The 17,424-nt window shown below is 73.1% G+C and carries 20 protein-coding genes; 15 read left to right on the plus strand and 5 right to left on the minus strand.

The genetic code is table 11. The features are described from left to right. The first annotated feature begins 55 nt into the window (after positions 1 to 55). Positions 56 to 742, plus strand: a complete 687-nt coding sequence (locus ACP7BI_RS02205) for a TetR/AcrR family transcriptional regulator (protein ID WP_425843461.1) — start codon at positions 56 to 58, stop codon at positions 740 to 742. Here ACP7BI_RS02205 and ACP7BI_RS02210 read toward each other — a convergent pair. Continuing rightward, entirely contained in the window at positions 649 to 1,368 is a 720-nt protein-coding gene (locus tag ACP7BI_RS02210) for a Pr6Pr family membrane protein (RefSeq protein WP_425843463.1), read from the minus strand. The two genes, ACP7BI_RS02205 and ACP7BI_RS02210, sit on opposite strands and share 94 nt — an antisense overlap. A gap of 69 nt (positions 1,369 to 1,437) precedes the next feature. Here ACP7BI_RS02210 and hisS point away from each other — a divergent pair, with 69 nt between their 5' ends. From hisS to ACP7BI_RS02255, 9 genes are all read left to right on the plus strand, one after another. Further along, on the plus strand, positions 1,438 to 2,679 hold the full coding sequence (hisS, locus tag ACP7BI_RS02215) for a histidine--tRNA ligase (protein WP_425843465.1): 1,242 nt from the start codon (positions 1,438 to 1,440) through the stop codon (positions 2,677 to 2,679). A 51-nt stretch (positions 2,680 to 2,730) separates the two neighbouring features. Next, complete coding sequence (eno, locus tag ACP7BI_RS02220; RefSeq protein WP_425843467.1) at positions 2,731 to 4,011, plus strand: phosphopyruvate hydratase; 1,281 nt, start codon at positions 2,731 to 2,733, stop codon at positions 4,009 to 4,011. A gap of 61 nt (positions 4,012 to 4,072) precedes the next feature. Further along, entirely contained in the window at positions 4,073 to 4,528 is a 456-nt protein-coding gene (locus ACP7BI_RS02225) for an FtsB family cell division protein (protein ID WP_425843469.1), read from the plus strand. Positions 4,529 to 4,578: 50 nt separating this feature from the next. After that, positions 4,579 to 5,055, plus strand: coding sequence for a DUF501 domain-containing protein (locus ACP7BI_RS02230; protein WP_425843549.1), 477 nt, complete (start codon positions 4,579 to 4,581; stop codon positions 5,053 to 5,055). Between the two features lie 65 nt (positions 5,056 to 5,120). Continuing rightward, on the plus strand, positions 5,121 to 6,455 hold the full coding sequence (locus tag ACP7BI_RS02235; protein ID WP_425843471.1) for an NAD(P)/FAD-dependent oxidoreductase: 1,335 nt from the start codon (positions 5,121 to 5,123) through the stop codon (positions 6,453 to 6,455). 98 nt (positions 6,456 to 6,553) lie between these two features. Further along, on the plus strand, positions 6,554 to 7,150 hold the full coding sequence (locus tag ACP7BI_RS02240; RefSeq protein ID WP_425843473.1) for a TetR/AcrR family transcriptional regulator: 597 nt from the start codon (positions 6,554 to 6,556) through the stop codon (positions 7,148 to 7,150). Next, complete coding sequence (locus ACP7BI_RS02245; RefSeq protein ID WP_425843475.1) at positions 7,147 to 8,364, plus strand: amino acid deaminase/aldolase; 1,218 nt, start codon at positions 7,147 to 7,149, stop codon at positions 8,362 to 8,364. Before ACP7BI_RS02240 ends, ACP7BI_RS02245 begins: the two co-directional genes overlap by 4 nt. 15 nt (positions 8,365 to 8,379) lie before the next feature. Next, complete coding sequence (locus tag ACP7BI_RS02250; RefSeq protein ID WP_425843477.1) at positions 8,380 to 9,672, plus strand: D-arabinono-1,4-lactone oxidase; 1,293 nt, start codon at positions 8,380 to 8,382, stop codon at positions 9,670 to 9,672. 19 nt (positions 9,673 to 9,691) lie between these two features. Beyond that, on the plus strand, positions 9,692 to 10,240 hold the full coding sequence (locus ACP7BI_RS02255) for a LemA family protein (RefSeq protein WP_425843479.1): 549 nt from the start codon (positions 9,692 to 9,694) through the stop codon (positions 10,238 to 10,240). Positions 10,241 to 10,337: 97 nt separating this feature from the next. On the opposite strand, the gene ACP7BI_RS02260 is transcribed toward ACP7BI_RS02255, so the two are convergent. Beyond that, positions 10,338 to 11,564: a winged helix-turn-helix domain-containing protein gene (locus tag ACP7BI_RS02260; RefSeq protein WP_425843481.1), complete on the minus strand. Its 1,227-nt coding sequence runs from the start codon at positions 11,562 to 11,564 to the stop codon at positions 10,338 to 10,340. Between the two features lie 70 nt (positions 11,565 to 11,634). Between ACP7BI_RS02260 and ACP7BI_RS02265 the strand changes: the two genes are divergently transcribed. Beyond that, the gene (locus ACP7BI_RS02265) at positions 11,635 to 12,792 is read left to right on the plus strand and encodes an AI-2E family transporter (RefSeq protein ID WP_425843483.1); all 1,158 of its coding nucleotides are present in this window, start codon (positions 11,635 to 11,637) and stop codon (positions 12,790 to 12,792) included. Next, positions 12,779 to 14,011 carry a threonine ammonia-lyase gene (ilvA, locus tag ACP7BI_RS02270; RefSeq protein WP_425843485.1) on the plus strand — a complete coding sequence of 411 codons (1,233 nt, stop codon included), beginning with the start codon at positions 12,779 to 12,781 and terminating at the stop codon, positions 14,009 to 14,011. The genes ACP7BI_RS02265 and ilvA overlap by 14 nt, the downstream gene beginning before the upstream one ends. A 70-nt stretch (positions 14,012 to 14,081) precedes the next feature. Here the strand turns inward: ilvA and greA are convergent, their stop codons facing one another. Together greA and ACP7BI_RS02280 are read right to left on the minus strand one after the other, a co-directional pair. Next, positions 14,082 to 14,570 carry a transcription elongation factor GreA gene (gene greA / locus ACP7BI_RS02275; protein WP_211448054.1) on the minus strand — a complete coding sequence of 163 codons (489 nt, stop codon included), beginning with the start codon at positions 14,568 to 14,570 and terminating at the stop codon, positions 14,082 to 14,084. Between the two features lie 55 nt (positions 14,571 to 14,625). Next, entirely contained in the window at positions 14,626 to 15,018 is a 393-nt protein-coding gene (locus ACP7BI_RS02280; RefSeq protein WP_425843487.1) for a DUF4307 domain-containing protein, read from the minus strand. 87 nt (positions 15,019 to 15,105) lie between these two features. Here ACP7BI_RS02280 and mca point away from each other — a divergent pair, with 87 nt between their 5' ends. Together mca and ACP7BI_RS02290 are read left to right on the plus strand one after the other, a co-directional pair. Further along, positions 15,106 to 15,960 carry a mycothiol conjugate amidase Mca gene (gene mca / locus ACP7BI_RS02285; RefSeq protein ID WP_425843492.1) on the plus strand — a complete coding sequence of 285 codons (855 nt, stop codon included), beginning with the start codon at positions 15,106 to 15,108 and terminating at the stop codon, positions 15,958 to 15,960. After that, positions 15,960 to 16,277, plus strand: a complete 318-nt coding sequence (locus ACP7BI_RS02290) for a hypothetical protein (protein ID WP_425843493.1) — start codon at positions 15,960 to 15,962, stop codon at positions 16,275 to 16,277. Before mca ends, ACP7BI_RS02290 begins: the two co-directional genes overlap by 1 nt. A 6-nt stretch (positions 16,278 to 16,283) precedes the next feature. Here the strand turns inward: ACP7BI_RS02290 and ACP7BI_RS02295 are convergent, their stop codons facing one another. Further along, positions 16,284 to 16,676: an Rv3235 family protein gene (locus ACP7BI_RS02295; protein WP_425843494.1), complete on the minus strand. Its 393-nt coding sequence runs from the start codon at positions 16,674 to 16,676 to the stop codon at positions 16,284 to 16,286. 178 nt (positions 16,677 to 16,854) lie between these two features. On the opposite strand from ACP7BI_RS02295, the gene ACP7BI_RS02300 reads away from it, so the two are divergent. After that, a complete protein-coding gene (locus ACP7BI_RS02300) occupies positions 16,855 to 17,424 on the plus strand; it encodes a hypothetical protein (RefSeq protein WP_211448063.1) in 570 nt (189 codons plus the stop codon).

Below are 17,424 nucleotides of genomic sequence, written 5' to 3' on the forward strand. Positions count from 1 at the left end.
AGCCTGTGTGGCGAGAGCGTATCCTTACACCCGTAAGCACGCAAGGGGGGAGCACATGGCGAGCACGGCGAAGGGACTCTCGCGCGAGCGCGTCGTGGAGGCGGCCGTCGCGGTCGCCGACCGTGCCGGGCTCGCCGGCGTCAGCATGCGCAGCGTGGGCCGAGAGCTCGGCGTCGAGGCGATGTCGCTCTACCACCACATCGCGAGCAAGCGCGCGCTGCTCGACGCGCTCGGCGACTGGCTCATGGTGCAGGTCGAGCGGCCGTCCGCCGACGTGCCGTGGCGCGAGGGGATCCGCGCCCGCTGCCACTCGCTGCGCGCCGTGATGCGCGACCACGCGTGGGGGCCGACGCTCGTCGAGTCACGCCGCTCCCCGGGAGCGGCCCTGCTCGGCCACCTGGAATCGGTGCTCGAGTGCCTGCACCGGGGCGGCTTCCCGGTGCGGCTCGCCGCGCACGCGTTCTCGGTGCTCGACGCCTACGTCTACGGCTTCGTCCTCACCGAGCAGAGCCTCCCCTTCGAGCCGGGCGGCGGCGTCGACGACCTCGCGATCGAGCTCGCGCTGCCGGCGGACGCGTACCCGCGCATGACCGCGCTCATCGAGCACGCGATCGTCGGCCGCTCGTACGACTACGGCGACGAGTTCTCCTACGGGCTCGAGCTCGTGCTCGACGGGCTCGAGGCGAGGCTCGCCGAGGCGGGCCCGGCGGCGGGCGGCGCGGGGCTGCCCGACTCGCGGTAGCGCAGCCGCCCGATCGCCGCGACGGCGAAGATCCCGACGATGAAGGCGAGCAGCACCTGCCCGGTCGGCCAGACGAGGCCGGCCCAGCCACCGTGCTCCGAGGGGTCGAGGAAGGGGTACGGGAACCAGCCGTCGACGAGCCCGCCGCGCAGCCACGCCGCGACGAGGTACCCCACCGGGTACGCCATCCACCACGCCGCCGCGCCGAGCGAGATGCGCCGCGCGGTCGGCACGAGCAGCCAGTCGAGCCCGACCATCCACGGGATGAAGCGGTGCTGCGCGGCGTTCGTGAACTCGATCGACCACGCCCACACCTCGTCGGGCTCCGCGAGCAGCACCGCGTAGACGAGCCCGGTGAGCACGATGTACGCCGTGATCGCGCCGCGCACGTGGTCGAACCACCGCGGCCTCCGCTCGCTCGGCACGAGCAGCATCCACGCCATGAGCGCGATGACGAAGATGTTCGACTGCACCGTGAAGTAGGCGAAGTGCTCGGTGGGCGGCTCGCCCGACTGCAGCATGTTCTTGATGTTCCACGCCTCGGCGAACACCGCCGTGAGCAGGATGAGGATGCGCCACGCCACGACGGGCACGGCGCGGTCGGTGAGGGGTCGGGGTCGTCGCACGCCGTCATCGTGCCACCCGCGGATGCGCTGCCGCGCGAGGGCGCGCTCCCGGTGCGGGAGAATGGCGGCATGGCAACCCAGGTGCACCCGCCGCGCGGCATGCGCGACTTCCTGCCCGTCGAGAAGCGCCGCCGCGAGCGCGTGCTGCGCGTCATCCGGGACGCCTACGAGGACCACGGCTTCGAGGAGATCGAGACGCCCGTCGTCGAGGACGCCGAGCGGCTCCACGCCGGACTCGGCGGCGACAACGAGAAGCTCGCGTTCGCGATCATGCGCCGCGGCCTCGGCGTCGACGACCTGCGCGGCGCGAGCGCACCGCTCGAGCTCGCCGACCTCGGGCTGCGCTTCGACCTCACGGTGCCGCTCGCGCGCTTCATCGCGACGAACCGCGCGGCGCTGCCGCCCGTCTTCCGCGCGATCCAGATCGCCCCCGTGTGGCGCGCCGAGCGGCCGCAGCGCGGCCGGTACCGCCAGTTCATGCAGTGCGACATCGACATCGCCGGCGAGCCGGGCGTGACGGCCGAGCTCGAGCTGCTCGCGGCGACGGCGGATGCGCTCACCCGGCTGGGCATCCCCGACGCGTTCGTGCGCATCAACGACCGGCGCATCCTCTCGGCCGCGCTCGAGCACGCGGGTGTCGCCGAGTCGCTCCGCGAGGGCGCGCTCATCACGGTCGACAAGCTCGACAAGATCGGCACCGACGGCGTGACCGCCGAGCTCGCGGAGCGCGGCATCGACGGCGAGCGGCTCATGGCGACGCTCGGGGCGATCCGCGCCGGCGAGCTGCCCGACGGCTTCGACGGCGCCGTGCTCGACGACGTGCGCTCCCTGCTCGACGCGAGCGTCGGCATCCGGCTCGAGTTCGACCCGACGCTCGTGCGCGGCATGGGCTACTACACGGGACCGATCTTCGAGGTCGCGCACCCCGAGCTGCCGTTCTCGATCGGCGGCGGCGGCCGCTACGACGGCATGATCGGCCGCTTCCTCGGCCAGTCGATGCCGGCCGTCGGCATCTCGCTCGGCTTCGAGCGGCTCGTCGACCTCGTCGAGCTGCCCGGCGGCGCCAGCCGCGCCGCGCTCGCGCTGCTCGTCGACAAGCAGGTCGAGCCCGCCGCCGCGATCGCGATCAAGCGCGACCTCGTCGCGGCGGGGGAGACGGTGCGCATGCAGCGGCGCCCCAAGAACGTGACCGGCCTGCTCACCCAGCTCGCCGCATCCGGCGCCGACCGGTTCGCCTTCGTGCGGTCGGGCGACTCGGCGGCGACCCTCGAGATCAAGCCCATCGGCCCAGCGGGCCCCTCGGCTGAGTAGGCTCGGGGGCGGCCGACCTCGACGCGCCGACACCGACACCAAGGAGCACCCGTGGCACTCATCGACACCCTGCAGGCTCGCGAGATCCTCGACTCCCGTGGCAACCCGACCGTCGAGGTCGAGGTGCTGCTCTCCGACGGCACCGTCGGGCGAGCGGCCGTGCCGAGCGGCGCGTCCACCGGCGCGTTCGAGGCCTTCGAGCTGCGCGACGGCGACGCCGCCCGCTACGCGGGCAAGGGCGTCGAGCAGGCGGTCGACGCGGTGAACGAGGAGATCGCCGACGCGATCGAGGGCCTCTCGGCCGACGACCAGCGCATCATCGACACGACGCTCATCGAGCTCGACGGCTCGGGCAACAAGAAGAACCTCGGCGCCAACGCGATCCTCGGCGTCTCGCTCGCGGTGGCGAAGGCCGCCGCCGACTCCGCCGGCCTGCCGCTGTTCCGCTACCTCGGCGGCCCGAACGCGTTCCTGCTGCCCGTGCCGATGATGAACGTCATCAACGGCGGCGCCCACGCCGACACGGGCGTCGACATCCAGGAGTTCATGATCCTGCCGATCGGCGCCGAGACGTTCCGCGAGGGGCTCCGCTGGGGCACCGAGACGTACCACGTGCTCAAGGGCATCCTCAAGGAGCAGGGCCTCTCGACGGGCCTCGGCGACGAGGGCGGCTTCGCCCCCGACCTGCCGAGCAACCGCACGGCGCTCGACCTGCTCGTGCAGGCGATCGAGAAGGCCGGCTTCACCCCCGGCACCGACATCGCGCTCGGCCTCGACGTCGCCGCCTCGGAGTTCTTCGACAACGGCGTCTACCGCTTCGAGGGCCAGGACCGCTCGTCGTCCGACATGGCCGACTACTTCGCCGAGCTCGTCGACGCCTACCCGCTCGTCACGATCGAGGACCCGATGAACGAGGAGGACTGGGAGGGCTGGACCGCCATCACCGAGCGCCTCGACGACCGCGTGCAGCTCGTCGGCGACGACCTCTTCGTGACGAACCCCGAGCGGCTCATCGACGGCATCGAGCGCGGCGCCGCCAACGCGCTGCTCGTGAAGGTCAACCAGATCGGCACGCTCTCCGAGACGCTCGACGCGATCCGCATCGCGACGCAGGCGGGCTACGGCTCGGTGCTCTCGCACCGCTCGGGCGAGACGGAGGACACGACGATCGCCGACATCGCCGTCGCCGTCAACGCCGGCCAGATCAAGACCGGCGCGCCCGCTCGCAGCGAGCGCGTCGCGAAGTACAACCAGCTGCTGCGCATCGAGGAGGAGCTCGGCGAGGCGGCGGAGTACGCCGGCGCCGGCGCCTACCCGCGCTTCGAGGGCTGACGCAGCTCGACCGGCCGCGGGCCTGACCGCGGCAGAGGGCACCCACCGATATCCTCGGCGGGTGCCCTCCGCCCGTCCCGCCCCGCAGCTGCGCGTCTCGTGGCTGCTGCTCGTGGTCGTCGGCCTCGTGGTCGCGGGCTTCGTCGTGCTCGCGCCCTCCGTCGGCCTGCTGATCGAGCAGCGCCGCGACATCGCCGCGCTCGAGGAGCAGGTCGCCGCCCAGCAGGCGAACGTCGAGTCGCTCGAGCAGCAGCAAGCGCGCTGGGACGACCCGGCCTACATCGAGGCGCAAGCGAGGGACCGGCTGTTCTTCGTCTACCCGGGCGAGACGAGCTTCGTCGTGCTCGACGACCGCACGACGCTCGAGACGGCATCCGCCGAGGTGCCCTCCGCGACGCTCGAGGAGCCCGAGGACGACTGGGCGGCCGCGGCGGCATCGTCGTTCCTCATCGCCGGGCTCACGACGGCCGGCCCGTCGAGCTTCGGCGAGCCCGCCGAGATCGGTGAGCCGCAGTGACCGCGTCGCTCCCCGCGATCGATCCCGCGAGCGAGCGGGACCTCGAGATCATGGCGGCGCAGCTCGGCCGCACGATGCGCGGGGTGCTCGGCATCGGCGCGCGCTGCGCGTGCGGGGCGCCGACGGTCGTCGTGACGAGCCCGCGCCTGCCCGACGGCTCGCCCTTCCCGACCTTCTACTACTTGACGCACCCCGCGGCGACCGCTGCCGCCTCGCGGCTCGAGGCCGACGGCACGATGGCGCGGCTGCAGGAGCGCCTCGCAGAGCCGGTGCTCGCCGAGGGCTACGCCGCCGCGCACCTCGCATACCTCGCCGACCGCGAGGCGCACGGCGTCGTCGACGAGATCGCCGGCGTCAGCGCCGGCGGCATGCCGACGCGCGTGAAGTGCCTCCACGCCGTGCTCGCGCACTCGCTCGTCGCCGGCCCTGGCGTCAATCCCATCGGCGACCTCACCCTCGAGCTCGCCGACTGGTCGCCCGAGGTGTGCGCATGCGCGCCCGACGCTCGAGGCACCGCGGAGGGATAGCGGATTCTCAGGGGGCGGTAGGATGACGTGACCCCTCATCTGATACCGGGAAGAAGTGTGTGTCCGTGAACAAGATCCTGATCGTCGGAGGCGGCTACGCCGGCCTGTACACCGCTCGGGGGCTCGAGCGACTGCTGGGCGAGTCCGAGGCTGAGATCACGATCGTCGACCCGCTGCCCTACATGCAGTACCTGCCGTTCCTGCCGGAGGTCGCCGCGGGCTCGATCGAGCCGCGCCACGCGATCGTGCCGCTGCGCCGCCACCTCAGCCGCACGCGCGTCGTGCAGGCGAAGGTCACGGGCGTCGACCACGCGCACAAGGTCGCCACGATCCAGCCCGAGGTCGGGGAGGCGTCGACGATCCAGTACGACGTGCTCGTCATGACCGCCGGCTCCGTCTCGCGCACGTTCCCCATCCCGGGCGTCGCCGACGAGGCGATCGGCATGAAGACGATCGAGGAGGCCGTCGCGGTGCGCGACCGCCTGATCTCGAACTTCGCGAAGGCTGCGCAGCTGCCCGCGGGCCCCGAGCGCGACCGCCTGCTCACGACCGTCGTGGTCGGCGGCGGCTTCGCCGGCATCGAGACGATCGCCGAGCTCCGCGACCTCGCCACCCACCTGCTCTCGCGCTTCCGCGAGATCGCGTTCGAGGACGTCAAGTTCCACCTCGTCGAGGCGATGGGCCGCATCATGCCCGAGGTCTCCGAGAAGACCGCGCTCTGGGTCGTCGACGACCTCCGCAAGCGGGGCGTCGACGTGCACCTCGACACCCAGCTGCAGAGCGCGCTCGAGGGCGTCGTCGAGCTCTCGACCGGCGAGCGCTTCGGCTCCGACCTCATCATCTGGACCGCGGGCGTCATGGCGAACCCCGTCGTGCGCACGACCGACCTGCCGCTCGACGACCGCGGCCGCATCACCGCGCTCCCGACCCTGCAGGTCGCGCGCGACGGCGTGGTCGTCCCGGATGCGTGGACGGCCGGCGACGTCTCTGCCGTGCCCGACATCTCCAAGACCCCGGGCCCCGGCGGCTTCTGCGTGCCCAACGCGCAGCACGCCGTGCGCCAGGCGAAGCTCCTCGCGAAGAACATCGCCGCGGTGCTCCGCGGCGACGCCCCTCGCGAGTACATCCACGACAACGAGGGCGCCGTCGCGGGCCTCGGCCTCTGGAACGGCGTGTTCCAGAAGGGCAAGATCGCCATCAAGGGACCGCTCGCGTGGCTCGCGCACCGCGGCTACCACGGCCTCGCGATGCCGATGTGGGAGCGCAAGCTGCGCGTCTTCGGCGACTGGATCGGCGGCTTCCTGCTCGGCCGCGACATCGCCGAGATCTCGCAGCGCGAGCGGCCGCGCGAGGCCTTCGAGACCTTCGCCTCCCGGCCGAAGCCCAAGGTCGACGCCTGATCGTCTGAACCAGCCGCAGCGCCGCGCCCCACGGGGCGCGGCGCTGTCGTACACTGCATCTCGGACGCCTGTCCAGGACGGCCGAGATCGGAGCGCGAGTGACCCGCAAGCCGGCCAGCGTCCGCCGCCAGGACCTCGTCGAGGCGGGGTTGCGCGTCATCGCTCGCGAGGGGATGCACGGGGCGACCGTGCGCGCGATCGTCGCCGAGGCGGGCGTGCCGCTCGCGACCTTCCACTACGTCTTCGCCTCGCGCGACGAGATGATCGGCGAGGCCTACGCCTACCTCGCGGAGGTGCCCGGCACCGGCGCCGCGCTCCCGGAGGGCTCGACCGTCGAGGACGTCGTGCGCGCCTCGTTCCAGCGCTGGTTCGAGCGGTTCCTCGAGCATCCCGAGTACGAGCTCGCGATCATGGAGATCATGGCGTACTGCAGCCGGACGCCCTCGCTCGCGCACCTGCCCGGCAAGGTGCAGGAGCACTACCTCGCGGCAGTCAGCGAGCTCCTCGAGCACGTGCGCGGCCAGCTCGGCGTCACGGCGCCCGCGATGCCGACGAGGGATGCCGCGAGCCTCGTCCTGCATGCCACGGACGGACTCACGTACGCGTGGCTCCGCACTCGAGACTCGGCGGCGGCGCTGCGCTGGATCGACGGCGTCGTGCCGATGCTCGCCGCGGCCGTCGGCGACGAGCGATGAGCACCCTCCGGCTCTCGGACGCCCGCCCCTGGGGCTCCGAGGGCCACTGGCTGCGCATGGACGCGGCCACCGAGCACCTCGACGGCCCCCTCGCGGCCGTCTCGCTCGACGCCCTCGCGCGGAACGCGAGCGACATGGTCCGGCGCGCCGGCGGCACGCCCTTGCGCGTCGCCACGAAGTCGGTGCGCAGCCGGCCGGTGATCGAGGCGGTGCTCGCGACGCCGGGGTGGCGCGGCGTGCTGACGGGGACGCTGCCGGAGGCGCTCTGGCTCGCGGAGACGGTCGACGACGTGGTCGTCGGCTACCCGACGACCGATCGCGGCGGACTCCGCTCGCTCGTCCGCGACGAGCGAGCGCTCGAGCGCGTCACGCTCATGGTCGACAGCGTCGACCACCTCGACCTCATCGACCGCGTCGTCCCGGGCCATCCGGACGTGCGTGTCTCGATCGAGCTCGATGCGTCGCTGCACCTCGGGCCGATCTACGCCGGTGTGCGCCGGTCACCGCAGCGCACACCCGCCCAGCTGCTCGCCCTCGCTCGCGAGGTCGTCGATCGGCCCGGCTTCCGGCTCGTCGGGATCATGGCGTACGAGGCGCAGATCTCGGGCGTGCAGAACACCGTGCCGCGGGGGCTCGTGCCGCCCGCTGCGCTCCGCCTCATGCAACGGCTCTCGGCGCGCGAGCTGCTCGAGCGCCGCGGCGCGGCGGTCGCCGCCGTGCGCGAGATCGCGGAGCTCGAGTTCGTCAACGGCGGCGGCACGGGATCGATCGACACGACCGCTCGAGAGGAGGCGGTGACCGAGATCGCCGCCGGCAGCGGGCTCTTCGGGGCGCACCTCTTCGACGGCTATCGCGCCTTCTCCGTCGCCCCGGCGCTCGCCTTCGCGCTCCCGGTCGTGCGGCGGCCTGGGCCGGGATGGGTGACGCTCCTCGGCGGCGGCTGGGTCGCCTCGGGCCCGGCGGGGCACGACAAGGAGCCCATCGCGACGTGGCCGGAGGGGCTGCGCCTCGACCGCGAGGAGGGCGTGGGGGAGATCCACACGCCGGTGCGCGGCCGCGCTGCCGACGGGCTCGCGATCGGGGACCGGGTCTGGATGCGGCACGCGAAGGCGGGCGAGCTGTGCGAGCGCACCGACGAGCTGCACGTCGTCTCGGGCGCGGAGGTCATCGCCAGCGTCCCCACGTATCGTGGCGAGGGCAGGAAGCTGCTCTGAGCTGGGAGGCCGTGCGTGACGTGGAGGAACTGGGGCCGCTCGCAGCGCGCTGAGCCGAGCGAGGTGCACGTCGCCGATCGCGTCGACGACGTGCGTCGATCGCTCGAGCGGGTGCGCGAGCGCGGCGGCACGGTCCGGCCGGTCGGCAGCGGCCACTCCTTCTCCGCCGTCGCCCGCCCTGACGACGCCCAGCTCCGCATCGACGGGCTCCGCGGCCCCGTGTCGGTCGACGTCGAGGCGCGCCGCGCGACCGTGCTCGCGGGCACGACCGTGCGCGAGCTCTCGGTCATCCTCGACGAGCACGGCCTCGCGATGGACAGCCTCGGCGACATCGACGCGCAGACGATCGCGGGCGCGATCTCGACCGGCACGCACGGCACGGGGTTGCGGCACCGCTCGATCGGCGCATCCGTCGTCGCCGCGACGCTCGTGACGGCCGACGGCGAGCTGCTGCGCGTGAGCGAAGTGGAGCGCCCCGAGCTGCTGCCGGCCGTGCGACTCGGCCTCGGCGTGCTCGGCGTGCTCGTCGACGTGACGGTGCAGGCCGTGCCGGCCTTCGCGCTCGAGGCGATCGAGTCGACCGTGCGGCTCGACGTCGTGCTCGACGAGTGGATGAGCCTCAACGAGCGCACCGACCACTTCGAGCTCTTCTGGTTCGCGGCGACGCGGCTCGCGGCGACGAAGTCGAACACGCGCGTCGCGGGCCCGCTCTCGCCGCGCCCGTCGTTCGCCCGCTTCCTCGACGAGCGCGTGCTGACCGACTACGGCCACCGCGCGCTCCTCTCGATCGGTCACGCCGTGCCGCGCACCGCGCCGGCGCTCAACGACCTCGCCGCGCGGCTCATGCCGCGCGGGCGCTTCGTCGAGCCGAGCCACGACGTGTTCAGCGCGCCCCGCCGCGTGCGCTTCCGCGAGCTCGAGTACGGGCTGCCGGTCGAGGCGGTGCCCGAGGCGCTGCGCGAGATCGATCGGGCGCTGCGCCGCGTCGACCTCGTGCCGACCTTCCCCTTCGAGCTGCGCGCGATGGCGGCCGACGACGCGCACCTGTCGACGGCGAACGGCAGGGCCACGGGCTACATCGCCGCGCACCGCTGGTGGCGCGAGGATCCGCGCCCGCTGTTCGAGCTCGTCGAGCCCATCCTGCTCGCGCACGACGGGCGCCCGCACTGGGGCAAGCTGCACTCGCTGCGCGCCGCGCAGCTCGCGGAGCGAGTGCCGGGCTTCGCCGCGTTCCTCGCCGCGCGCGACGAGCTCGACCCCGAGCGGCTCTTCTCGAGCGCCTGGACGCGACGCGTGCTCGGCGACTGACCCGCTTAAGGTGGATCGCATGGATCCCCAGCTCATCACCTGGATCGTCGTCGGCGCCGTCGTCGTCGTCGCCGTCATCGCGATCGTCTGGATCGTCTCGGCGTCTGTCTCGATGCGGCGGCTCGGCGCGAGCGTCGACGAGCGCTGGACGGCGCTCGCCGAGACGCTCGAGCGCCGGCGCTCGGTGGCCGCGCCGCTGCTCGAGGTGGCGAGCGAACCGCAGCGGGCTCAGGTGACGGATGCGTTCGCGGCGCTCGAGCGCGCGACCAGCCCGGGGGAGAAGGCCGCGGCGGAGGCGGAGCTGCAGCGGTCGCTGCGCCCGCTCGTGCAGGCGGCCGCATCGCAGCCGGTCGGGTCGTCGGCGGCGGACGCGCGGACGGCGCTCGCGGCGCTCGACGACGACGCGCAGGCCAGGCGGCGCGACTACAACACGGGCGCGCGCGAGCTCAACGCGAAGGCCCGCCGGTTCCCGACGTCGCTCTTCGCGGGCTCCGCGGGCGGGCGTCGCGACTTCTTCGAGGTCGACCAGTCCGGAGCGGTCGCTGAACCGCCGAGGATCCAGTTTTGACGACGGAGCGCTCAATGCCGCGCAGCGGCGTCGAGCCCGAAGTCGTCAAGGCTGAGTAGCGCGCCGCAGGCGCGCGTACCGAAGCCCCGCCGCTCGATCACACAGCCCCGCTCGCCGCCCCCGCCACCTCCCGCGCCCACGTCCCGGCCCCCGCGACCTCCACCCGCTCGAGCCCCTGCCACCGCGCCGCCTCCCGCAGCACCGGCGCGATCCGCTCGGCGAGCTCGCCCGCCCGCTCCGCGTGCGCCGGCTCGACGTGCGCGTGCTGCACGCGCAGCACGCCCGCGCGGCGGTCGCTCTTGAGGTCGACGCGGCCGACGAGGTGCTCGTCGACGAGCACGGGCAGCACGTAGTAGCCGTGCTCCCGCTGCGCCGCGGGCGTGTAGATCGAGATGCGGTAGGCGAAGTCGAAGAGCCGCTCGGCGCGAGGTCGGTGCCAGACGAGCGGGTCGAAGGGCGACAGGAGCGCGGTCGCGCGCACGGCCCTCGGATTCCGCGCGCCGGCGCTCCGGTATGCGGGGCGGCCCCAGCCCTCGACCTCGACGGGCTCGAGCTCGCCCGCGTCGACGAGCGCCGCGATGGCGACCTTCGTGTCGGCGATCGGCAGCCGGTGGTAGTCGGCGAGGTCGTCGACGGTCGCGATGCCGAGCGCGATCGCGGCGCGGCGGACGAGGGTGCGGTGGGCGTCGACCGCGTCGAGCTCGACGCGAGCCGCCTCCGGCAGCACCGCTTCGGCGACGGCGTACCGGCGCTCGAAGCGAGAGCGGCCGACGGTGACGAGGTCTCCCCGACGGAACAGGATCGCGGTCGCCCAGTACGCATCCGACTTGTTCCACCACCCGCCGGGCAGCCGCTCGTGCGCCGGGTGCTCCATGTCGCTCGGGCGCATGGGGCCGCGCTCGGCGAACTCGGCGCGCACGTCGTCGATGAGGGTCGCGTGCTCGGCCGCCCACCGCTCGGTGCTGCCGCGCATCGACTCCCGCCGCTTCCACGCCCAGAGCGGCCAGTCGGCGACGGGGACGACCGCCGCCTCGTGCGCGACGTACTCGGTGTAGGCGCCGAGCGAGCGCCCGTGGTCGTGGTGGAGCAGGCGGTCGAGCGCCGAGCGCTCGTAGGGGCCCAGGCGCGCGAGCAGCGGCAGGTAGTGACTGCGCTCGAAGACGTTGACCGAGTCGAGCTGCAGCAGCCCGAGCCGCGCGATCGCGCGATCGAGCGTGCGCGGGCCGACGCGGCCGCGCTCCCCGGGCATCGCGCCGTCGAGGCCGCTCGCAGCGATCGCGATGCGTCGCGCCTGCGCCGCGGAGATCCTCGTCGGTCGCGTCATGCGAGGCAACCTAGCAAGCGCCGCCGACGCATGCCGGTCGCGTGAGGCTCCCCGACCGTAGGATCGACCAATGATCTTCGGACGCCCGCGCGAGGCGCAGCCCCAGCCGATCGTGACCCCGGCTCCGCTCGGCGTGCCGAACGGGATGCGGATCGCCGGCAGCTGGGCGTGGCGCATCGTCGCGATCGCGGCCGCGACGGCGATCGTGCTGTGGCTCGTCGTGATCTTCCGCATCGTCGTGATCCCGCTCGTGATCGCGGCGCTCCTGACGACCGCGCTCATGCCGATCGTCGACCGGCTGCATCGCGCCCGCTGGCCCCGCGGGCTCGCGGTCGCGGTCACGATCGTGGGCCTGCTCGTCGCGGTCGTCGGGCTCGGCTGGCTCGCGGTGTCGCAGATCCGCGGCGAGTACCCGGAGCTGCAGGAGAAGGCTGTCGACTTCTGGGCCGACACGCAGGACTGGTTGCTCTCGCTCCCGTTCGGCATCACGCAGCAGGACCTCGCCGACTTCGGCACCAACATCCTCGGCACGCTGCGCGACGACGTCTCGTCGATCGTCTCGCAAGCGCTCTCGGTCGGCTCCACGGTCGGGCAGGTGCTCGCCGGCGCCGTGCTGACGATCTTCGCGCTCATCTTCACGCTCAAGGACGGGCGGCCGATCTGGCGCTGGATCATCGGCGTGCTGCCCCGCGCCGCGCGTCCCGCGACCGACGGCGCCGGCCACGCCGGCTGGGTGACGCTCGGCAACTTCGTGCGCGTGCAGGTGCTCGTCGCGTTCATCGACGCGGTCGGCATCGGTCTCGGCGCCTGGATCCTCGGCCTCTTCTTCGACGGCATGCCGCTCGTCCTGCCGATCGCGATCCTCGTCTTCCTCGGCTCGTTCATCCCGATCATCGGCGCGGTCGTCACGGGCGCGATCGCCGTGCTCGTCGTGCTCATCTCCTTCGGCATCTGGCCGGCGGTCATCATGCTCGGCATCGTGCTCCTCGTGCAGCAGATCGAGGGCAACGTGCTGCAGCCCATCGTGATGGGCACGGCCGTCAAGGTGCACCCGCTCGCCGTCGTGCTCGCGGTGGCCGCGGGCTCGACGATCGCGGGCATCCCGGGCGCCTTCTTCGCGGTGCCGGTCGTCGCGTTCCTCAACGTGTTCATCGCCACGATCGCCTCGGGCTCGTGGCGCACGAACCCTCGCCCGACCCTGGAGGACGTCGTCGATGTGCAGCGCTGAGCCGGCGCTCGCGCTTGCCGACTTCGAGGCGGCCCGGGAGCGCCTCGTCGGCATCGCGCAGGAGACACCGATGGAGCGCTCGCGCTACCTGAGCGGCATGCACGGCGCCGAGGTCTTCCTCAAGTGCGAGAACCTGCAGCGCACCGGCGCCTACAAGATCCGCGGCGCCTACAACATGCTCGCGAAGCTGCCCCCGGAGGCGCGCGAGCTCGGCGTCGTCGCTGCTTCTGCGGGCAACCACGCGCAGGGCGTCGCGTTCGCCGCGACCGCGCTCGGCATGCCCGCGACGATCTTCATGCCCGTCGGGGTCGCCCTTCCCAAGCTGCAGGCGACGCGCGACTACGGCGCGGCGGTCGAGCTGCGCGGCCTCGACTTCCAGAGCGCGCTCACCGCGGCGCTCGAGCACGTCGAGCGCACCGGTGCGACGTTCGTGCCGCCCTACGACCACCGCGACGTCATCGAGGGGCAGGGCACCGTCGGCCTCGAGATCCTCGACCAGGTGCCGGATGCGTCCACGGTCGTCGTGCCGATCGGCGGCGGCGGGCTCGCGGCCGGCGTGGCATCCGCCATCCGGCTCCGCGCGGCCGTGGAGGGCCGCTCGGTGCGCATCGTCGGCGTGCAGGCCGAGCGAGCCGCGAGCTACGTGCCGTCGCTCGCGGCGGGGGAGCCGACCACGATCGACGCGCTCCCGACGATCGCCGACGGCATCGCGGTCGCCAGGCCCGGCGCGCTGCCGTTCGCGATGATCCGGGACGCGGTCGACGAGGTCGTCACCGTGACCGACGACGACATCGCGCGCGCGATGATCATGCTGCTCGAGCGGGCGAAGCTCGTCGTCGAGCCGTCGGGAGCGGTCGCGACGGCCGCGATCATGACGGGGCTCGTGGCATCCGACGGTCCGACGGTCGCGGTGCTCTCGGGCGGCAACATCGATCCGCTGTTCATGGAGCGCGTCATCTCGCGCGGGCTCGCGGCATCGCAGCGCTACCTCAAGGTGCGCATCGCGCTGCCCGACCGACCCGGCCAGCTCGCGATCATCGCGCAGATCGTCTCCGACGAGCAGGCGAACGTCGTCGAGGTGCTCCACTCGCAGCACAACGCCTGGACCTCGATCAGCGACGTCTCGATCGACATCTCCGTCACGACGCGCGGGCCGGAGCACGCCGAGCGCGTGCTCGAGGCGCTGCGGCGCGCGGGCTACGAGCCGCAGGTGCTCTGAGCCGCAACCCGGATGCGAGAGAGGCGCAGCCCCGCGGGGACTGCGCCTCTCTGCTCGAGCGGGTGCGGGCCTAGCCGCGGTACGTCTGGACGTCCTTGATCTCGACCTCGATGGTCGCGCCCGTGGGCGTCTCGTAGCTCGCGGTCTCGCCGATGCGCTTGCCGATGATCGCGCGGCCGAGGGGGCTCGCCTCGCTGTAGACGTCGAGGTCGTCGCCGGCCTCGGCGATCTCGCGGTTGCCGACGAGGAACGTGGCCTCGTCGCCCGCGATCGTCGCGGTCACGACGGTGCCGGGCTCGACGACGCCGTCGGCCTCGGGCGCCTTGCCGACCTTGGCGGTGCGCAGCAGCTGCACGACCTGCGCGATGCGGGCCTCGACCTGCGCCTGGTCGTCCTTGGCAGCGTGGTAGCCGCCGTTCTCCTTGAGATCGCCCTCGTCGCGAGCCTCTTCGATGCGCTTGGCGATCTCGGCGCGCACGGGGCCCTGGAGGTGCTCGAGCTCAGCCTGCAGGCGGTCGTACGCCTCCTGCGAGAGCCAGGTCTCCGTGGTGCCGTTCATGTCGTCTCCTGATATGCACAGAACCGGCCCCGAGTGGGCCGGTCCGTCACTCACTCTATGACAGCCAGCACTCCGAGACCAATCCTGTGGTCGGTCGCTCGGTCGTGCGCACCTCGAGCACGTGGGCGGAGGTGCGGGCATCGACGGCCGGGAGGTCGGCCTCGCGCCACCCCACGATCGTGTAGGAGCTGTTGAGCGCCTCGAGGGCGCACGTGACCGGCGTGCCCGGCTCGACCGTCACCTCGAAGATCACCTCGATGGTCGAGTCGTCGACGATCTCGAAGCCGATGTCGCGCGACTGGATGGTCGTGCGGGAGGGATCGGTGCCCACCCACCACACCCAGAGCGTCGCGGTGAGCAGCACCGCGAGCCCCGCGACGATGCCGAGCAGCCGCTCGCGACGCGACCAGGCGCGCGTGCGCCCGTACCGGGCTTCGAGATGGGTCATCGGGGCCTGTCGTGGGAGGATGGACGGTGGATCCAGCCTACTCGCCGCGCCGATCGGCGCTGCGGGGCTGTGGGGAAGGGAGAGGCCGTGCGACGGCTGCTCGCGGTGCACGCGCACCCTGACGACGAGTCGAGCAAGGGCGCGGCCACGCTCGCCCGATATGCCGCGGAGGGCGCCGAGGTCACGGTCGTCTCCTGCACGGGCGGTGAGAGCGGGAGCGTGCTCAACGAGCGCTTCGAGGACCGCGCTCGCGCGGCCCGCGACATGGCGGGTCTCCGCCGGCTCGAGATGCGCGCGGCCCAGGACGCGCTCGGCATCGATCACGTCTGGCTCGGCTACGTCGACTCCGGGCTGCCCGACGAGGGCGAGCCGCTGCGCGCGCTCTCGTTCGCGACCATCCCGGTCGAGATCTCCGGCCGCCCGCTCGTGCGGCTCATCCGCCGCCTGAAGCCGCAGGTCGTCGTGACCTATGACGAGACCGGCGGCTACCCCCACCCGGACCACATCCGCTGCCACGAGGTGACGATGTGGGCCGTCGAGCACGCGGCCGCCGGGCTGCCGGAGCTCGGCGAGCCGTGGGAGGTGCAGAAGGTCTACTTCGACCGCTCGATGACGGGCGTGCGCCTGCAGGCGCTGCTCGCCGCGCTCGAGGGGGCGACCCCCGACGACGAGCGGCTGCCGTTCGTGCGCGAGTGGGCCGCGCGGCTCGCGGAGCGCCCCGCCACGATGACGACCCGCGTGCACGTGGGCGACCACTTCGAGGCGCGCGACACGGCGCTGCGGGCGCATGCGAGCCAGGTCGACCCCGAGTCGCGCTTCTTCTTCTGGCCCAACGAGCTGCTGCGCTCGACGTGGCCGACCGACGACTACGAGCTGGTGCGGTCGCGCGTCGCCGCGGCGGACGATGAGGACGACCTGTTCGCGGGCGTCGAGGAGGACTGATGCTGCTGCGCACGCCCGACGAGCTCGGCTTCGACCCCAACCAGGTCACGCCGGGCTGGATCGGCTTCACCGCGACCGCGCTCGTCGGCCTGGTCATCATCCTGCTCATGTTCGACTTCAACCGCCGCGTGCGCCGCATCAACAACCGCGCCGAGGCGAAGGAGCGCATCGAGGCGGAGCTCGCGGCGCGCGATGCCGAAGCCGCCGACGCTGCGGAGGGCGCGGACGCGCTCGACGAGGGTAGGAGCGATCCTGAGCAGGACCGCGCCGCCGACGCCGGCCAAGCGCAGGCGGACTCCGGCCGCACCGGTGCCTGAACTGCATCACAGGACGTTCACGGACGTCGCGCGCCACTTGCCGTCGAGCCCCTCGAGCCGGATCGCGACAGCGCGCGTGCGCCCGGCCGACCGCACGACCGCGGCGCCCTCGACCACGCCGTCGGCCGGATGGCACGCCCGCACGCTGCTGACCTCGAAGCCGGGCACCGTGCGGCTCAGCTGGCGGCCGCGACGGCGGCGTGCGGCGAGCGCCCGCTGGGTCAGCTGGTCGTAGGTCGCCTCGGTCACCCAGCGCGCGATCTGCTGCACGTCGCGCACCCCGAGCAGGATCTCGACGACGCATGCCGTGAGGTTCTCGAGCAGCGGCACCGGATCGGGCAGCTCGGCCGACGAGCACGGCTGGAAGTCGAAGAACTCCTCGGCGTCGACCGAGGTCATCCGCCTCCTGTGGGTCTCCACGCGCCGCCCCCTCGCATCCGCCGTCCCCCAGCGGCGGTCCGAGCAGGCACCGTCGTGGGGTGAAGATAGCCGTAAGGGCGTTCCGCGCGTGATGGGGAGTTCTGCCCTGTGGAGAACGCCGGGCGCGCCTCGCGCGACGGCGGTTAGATTCGCCCGCGTGCGGTTCGAGGACCTCTTCGACGATCTCGAGAGCCAGCTCGAGGCCGAGCTGGGCGCCGAGCGGCGCGACCTCGAGGCCGAGGAGGAGCGCTTCCGCATCGGCCGGCTCGAGCTGCGCGACCGCATCGCCGCCGCTCCGCGCACGCTCGACCTCGCGCTCCGGGCCGGCGGGAGGCTGCGGCTGCGGCGGATGGCGCTCGGCCGCGACTGGCTCAACGGCATCGTGCTCGAGGGCGCGCCGGCCGAGAGCGGCGCGATCGTGCCGCTGCACGCGATCGTCGGCGTCGAGCTCGATCACGACGGCGCGGTCGCGTCCGCTCGCGCCGTCCGCGAGCCCGGCGACCTGCAGGCGCGGCTGAGCTTCGGCTTCGCCCTGCGCGACCTCGCCCGCCGCCGCGCGACCGTCATCCTCGAGGGCAGCGCCCCGCTCGCGGGCACGATCGACCGCGTCGGGCGCGATCACCTCGACCTCGCGGTCCACGAGCCGGGGGAGCGGCCGCGTCGCTCGAGCGTGCGCGCGTGGCGGCTCGTGCCGTTCTCGGCCTTCGACTGGGTGCGGCTGCCCTGA

It is taken from the genome of Agrococcus sp. TSP3-2-1, assembly GCF_049897585.1.
In the GTDB taxonomy this organism is placed as follows: domain Bacteria; phylum Actinomycetota; class Actinomycetes; order Actinomycetales; family Microbacteriaceae; genus Agrococcus.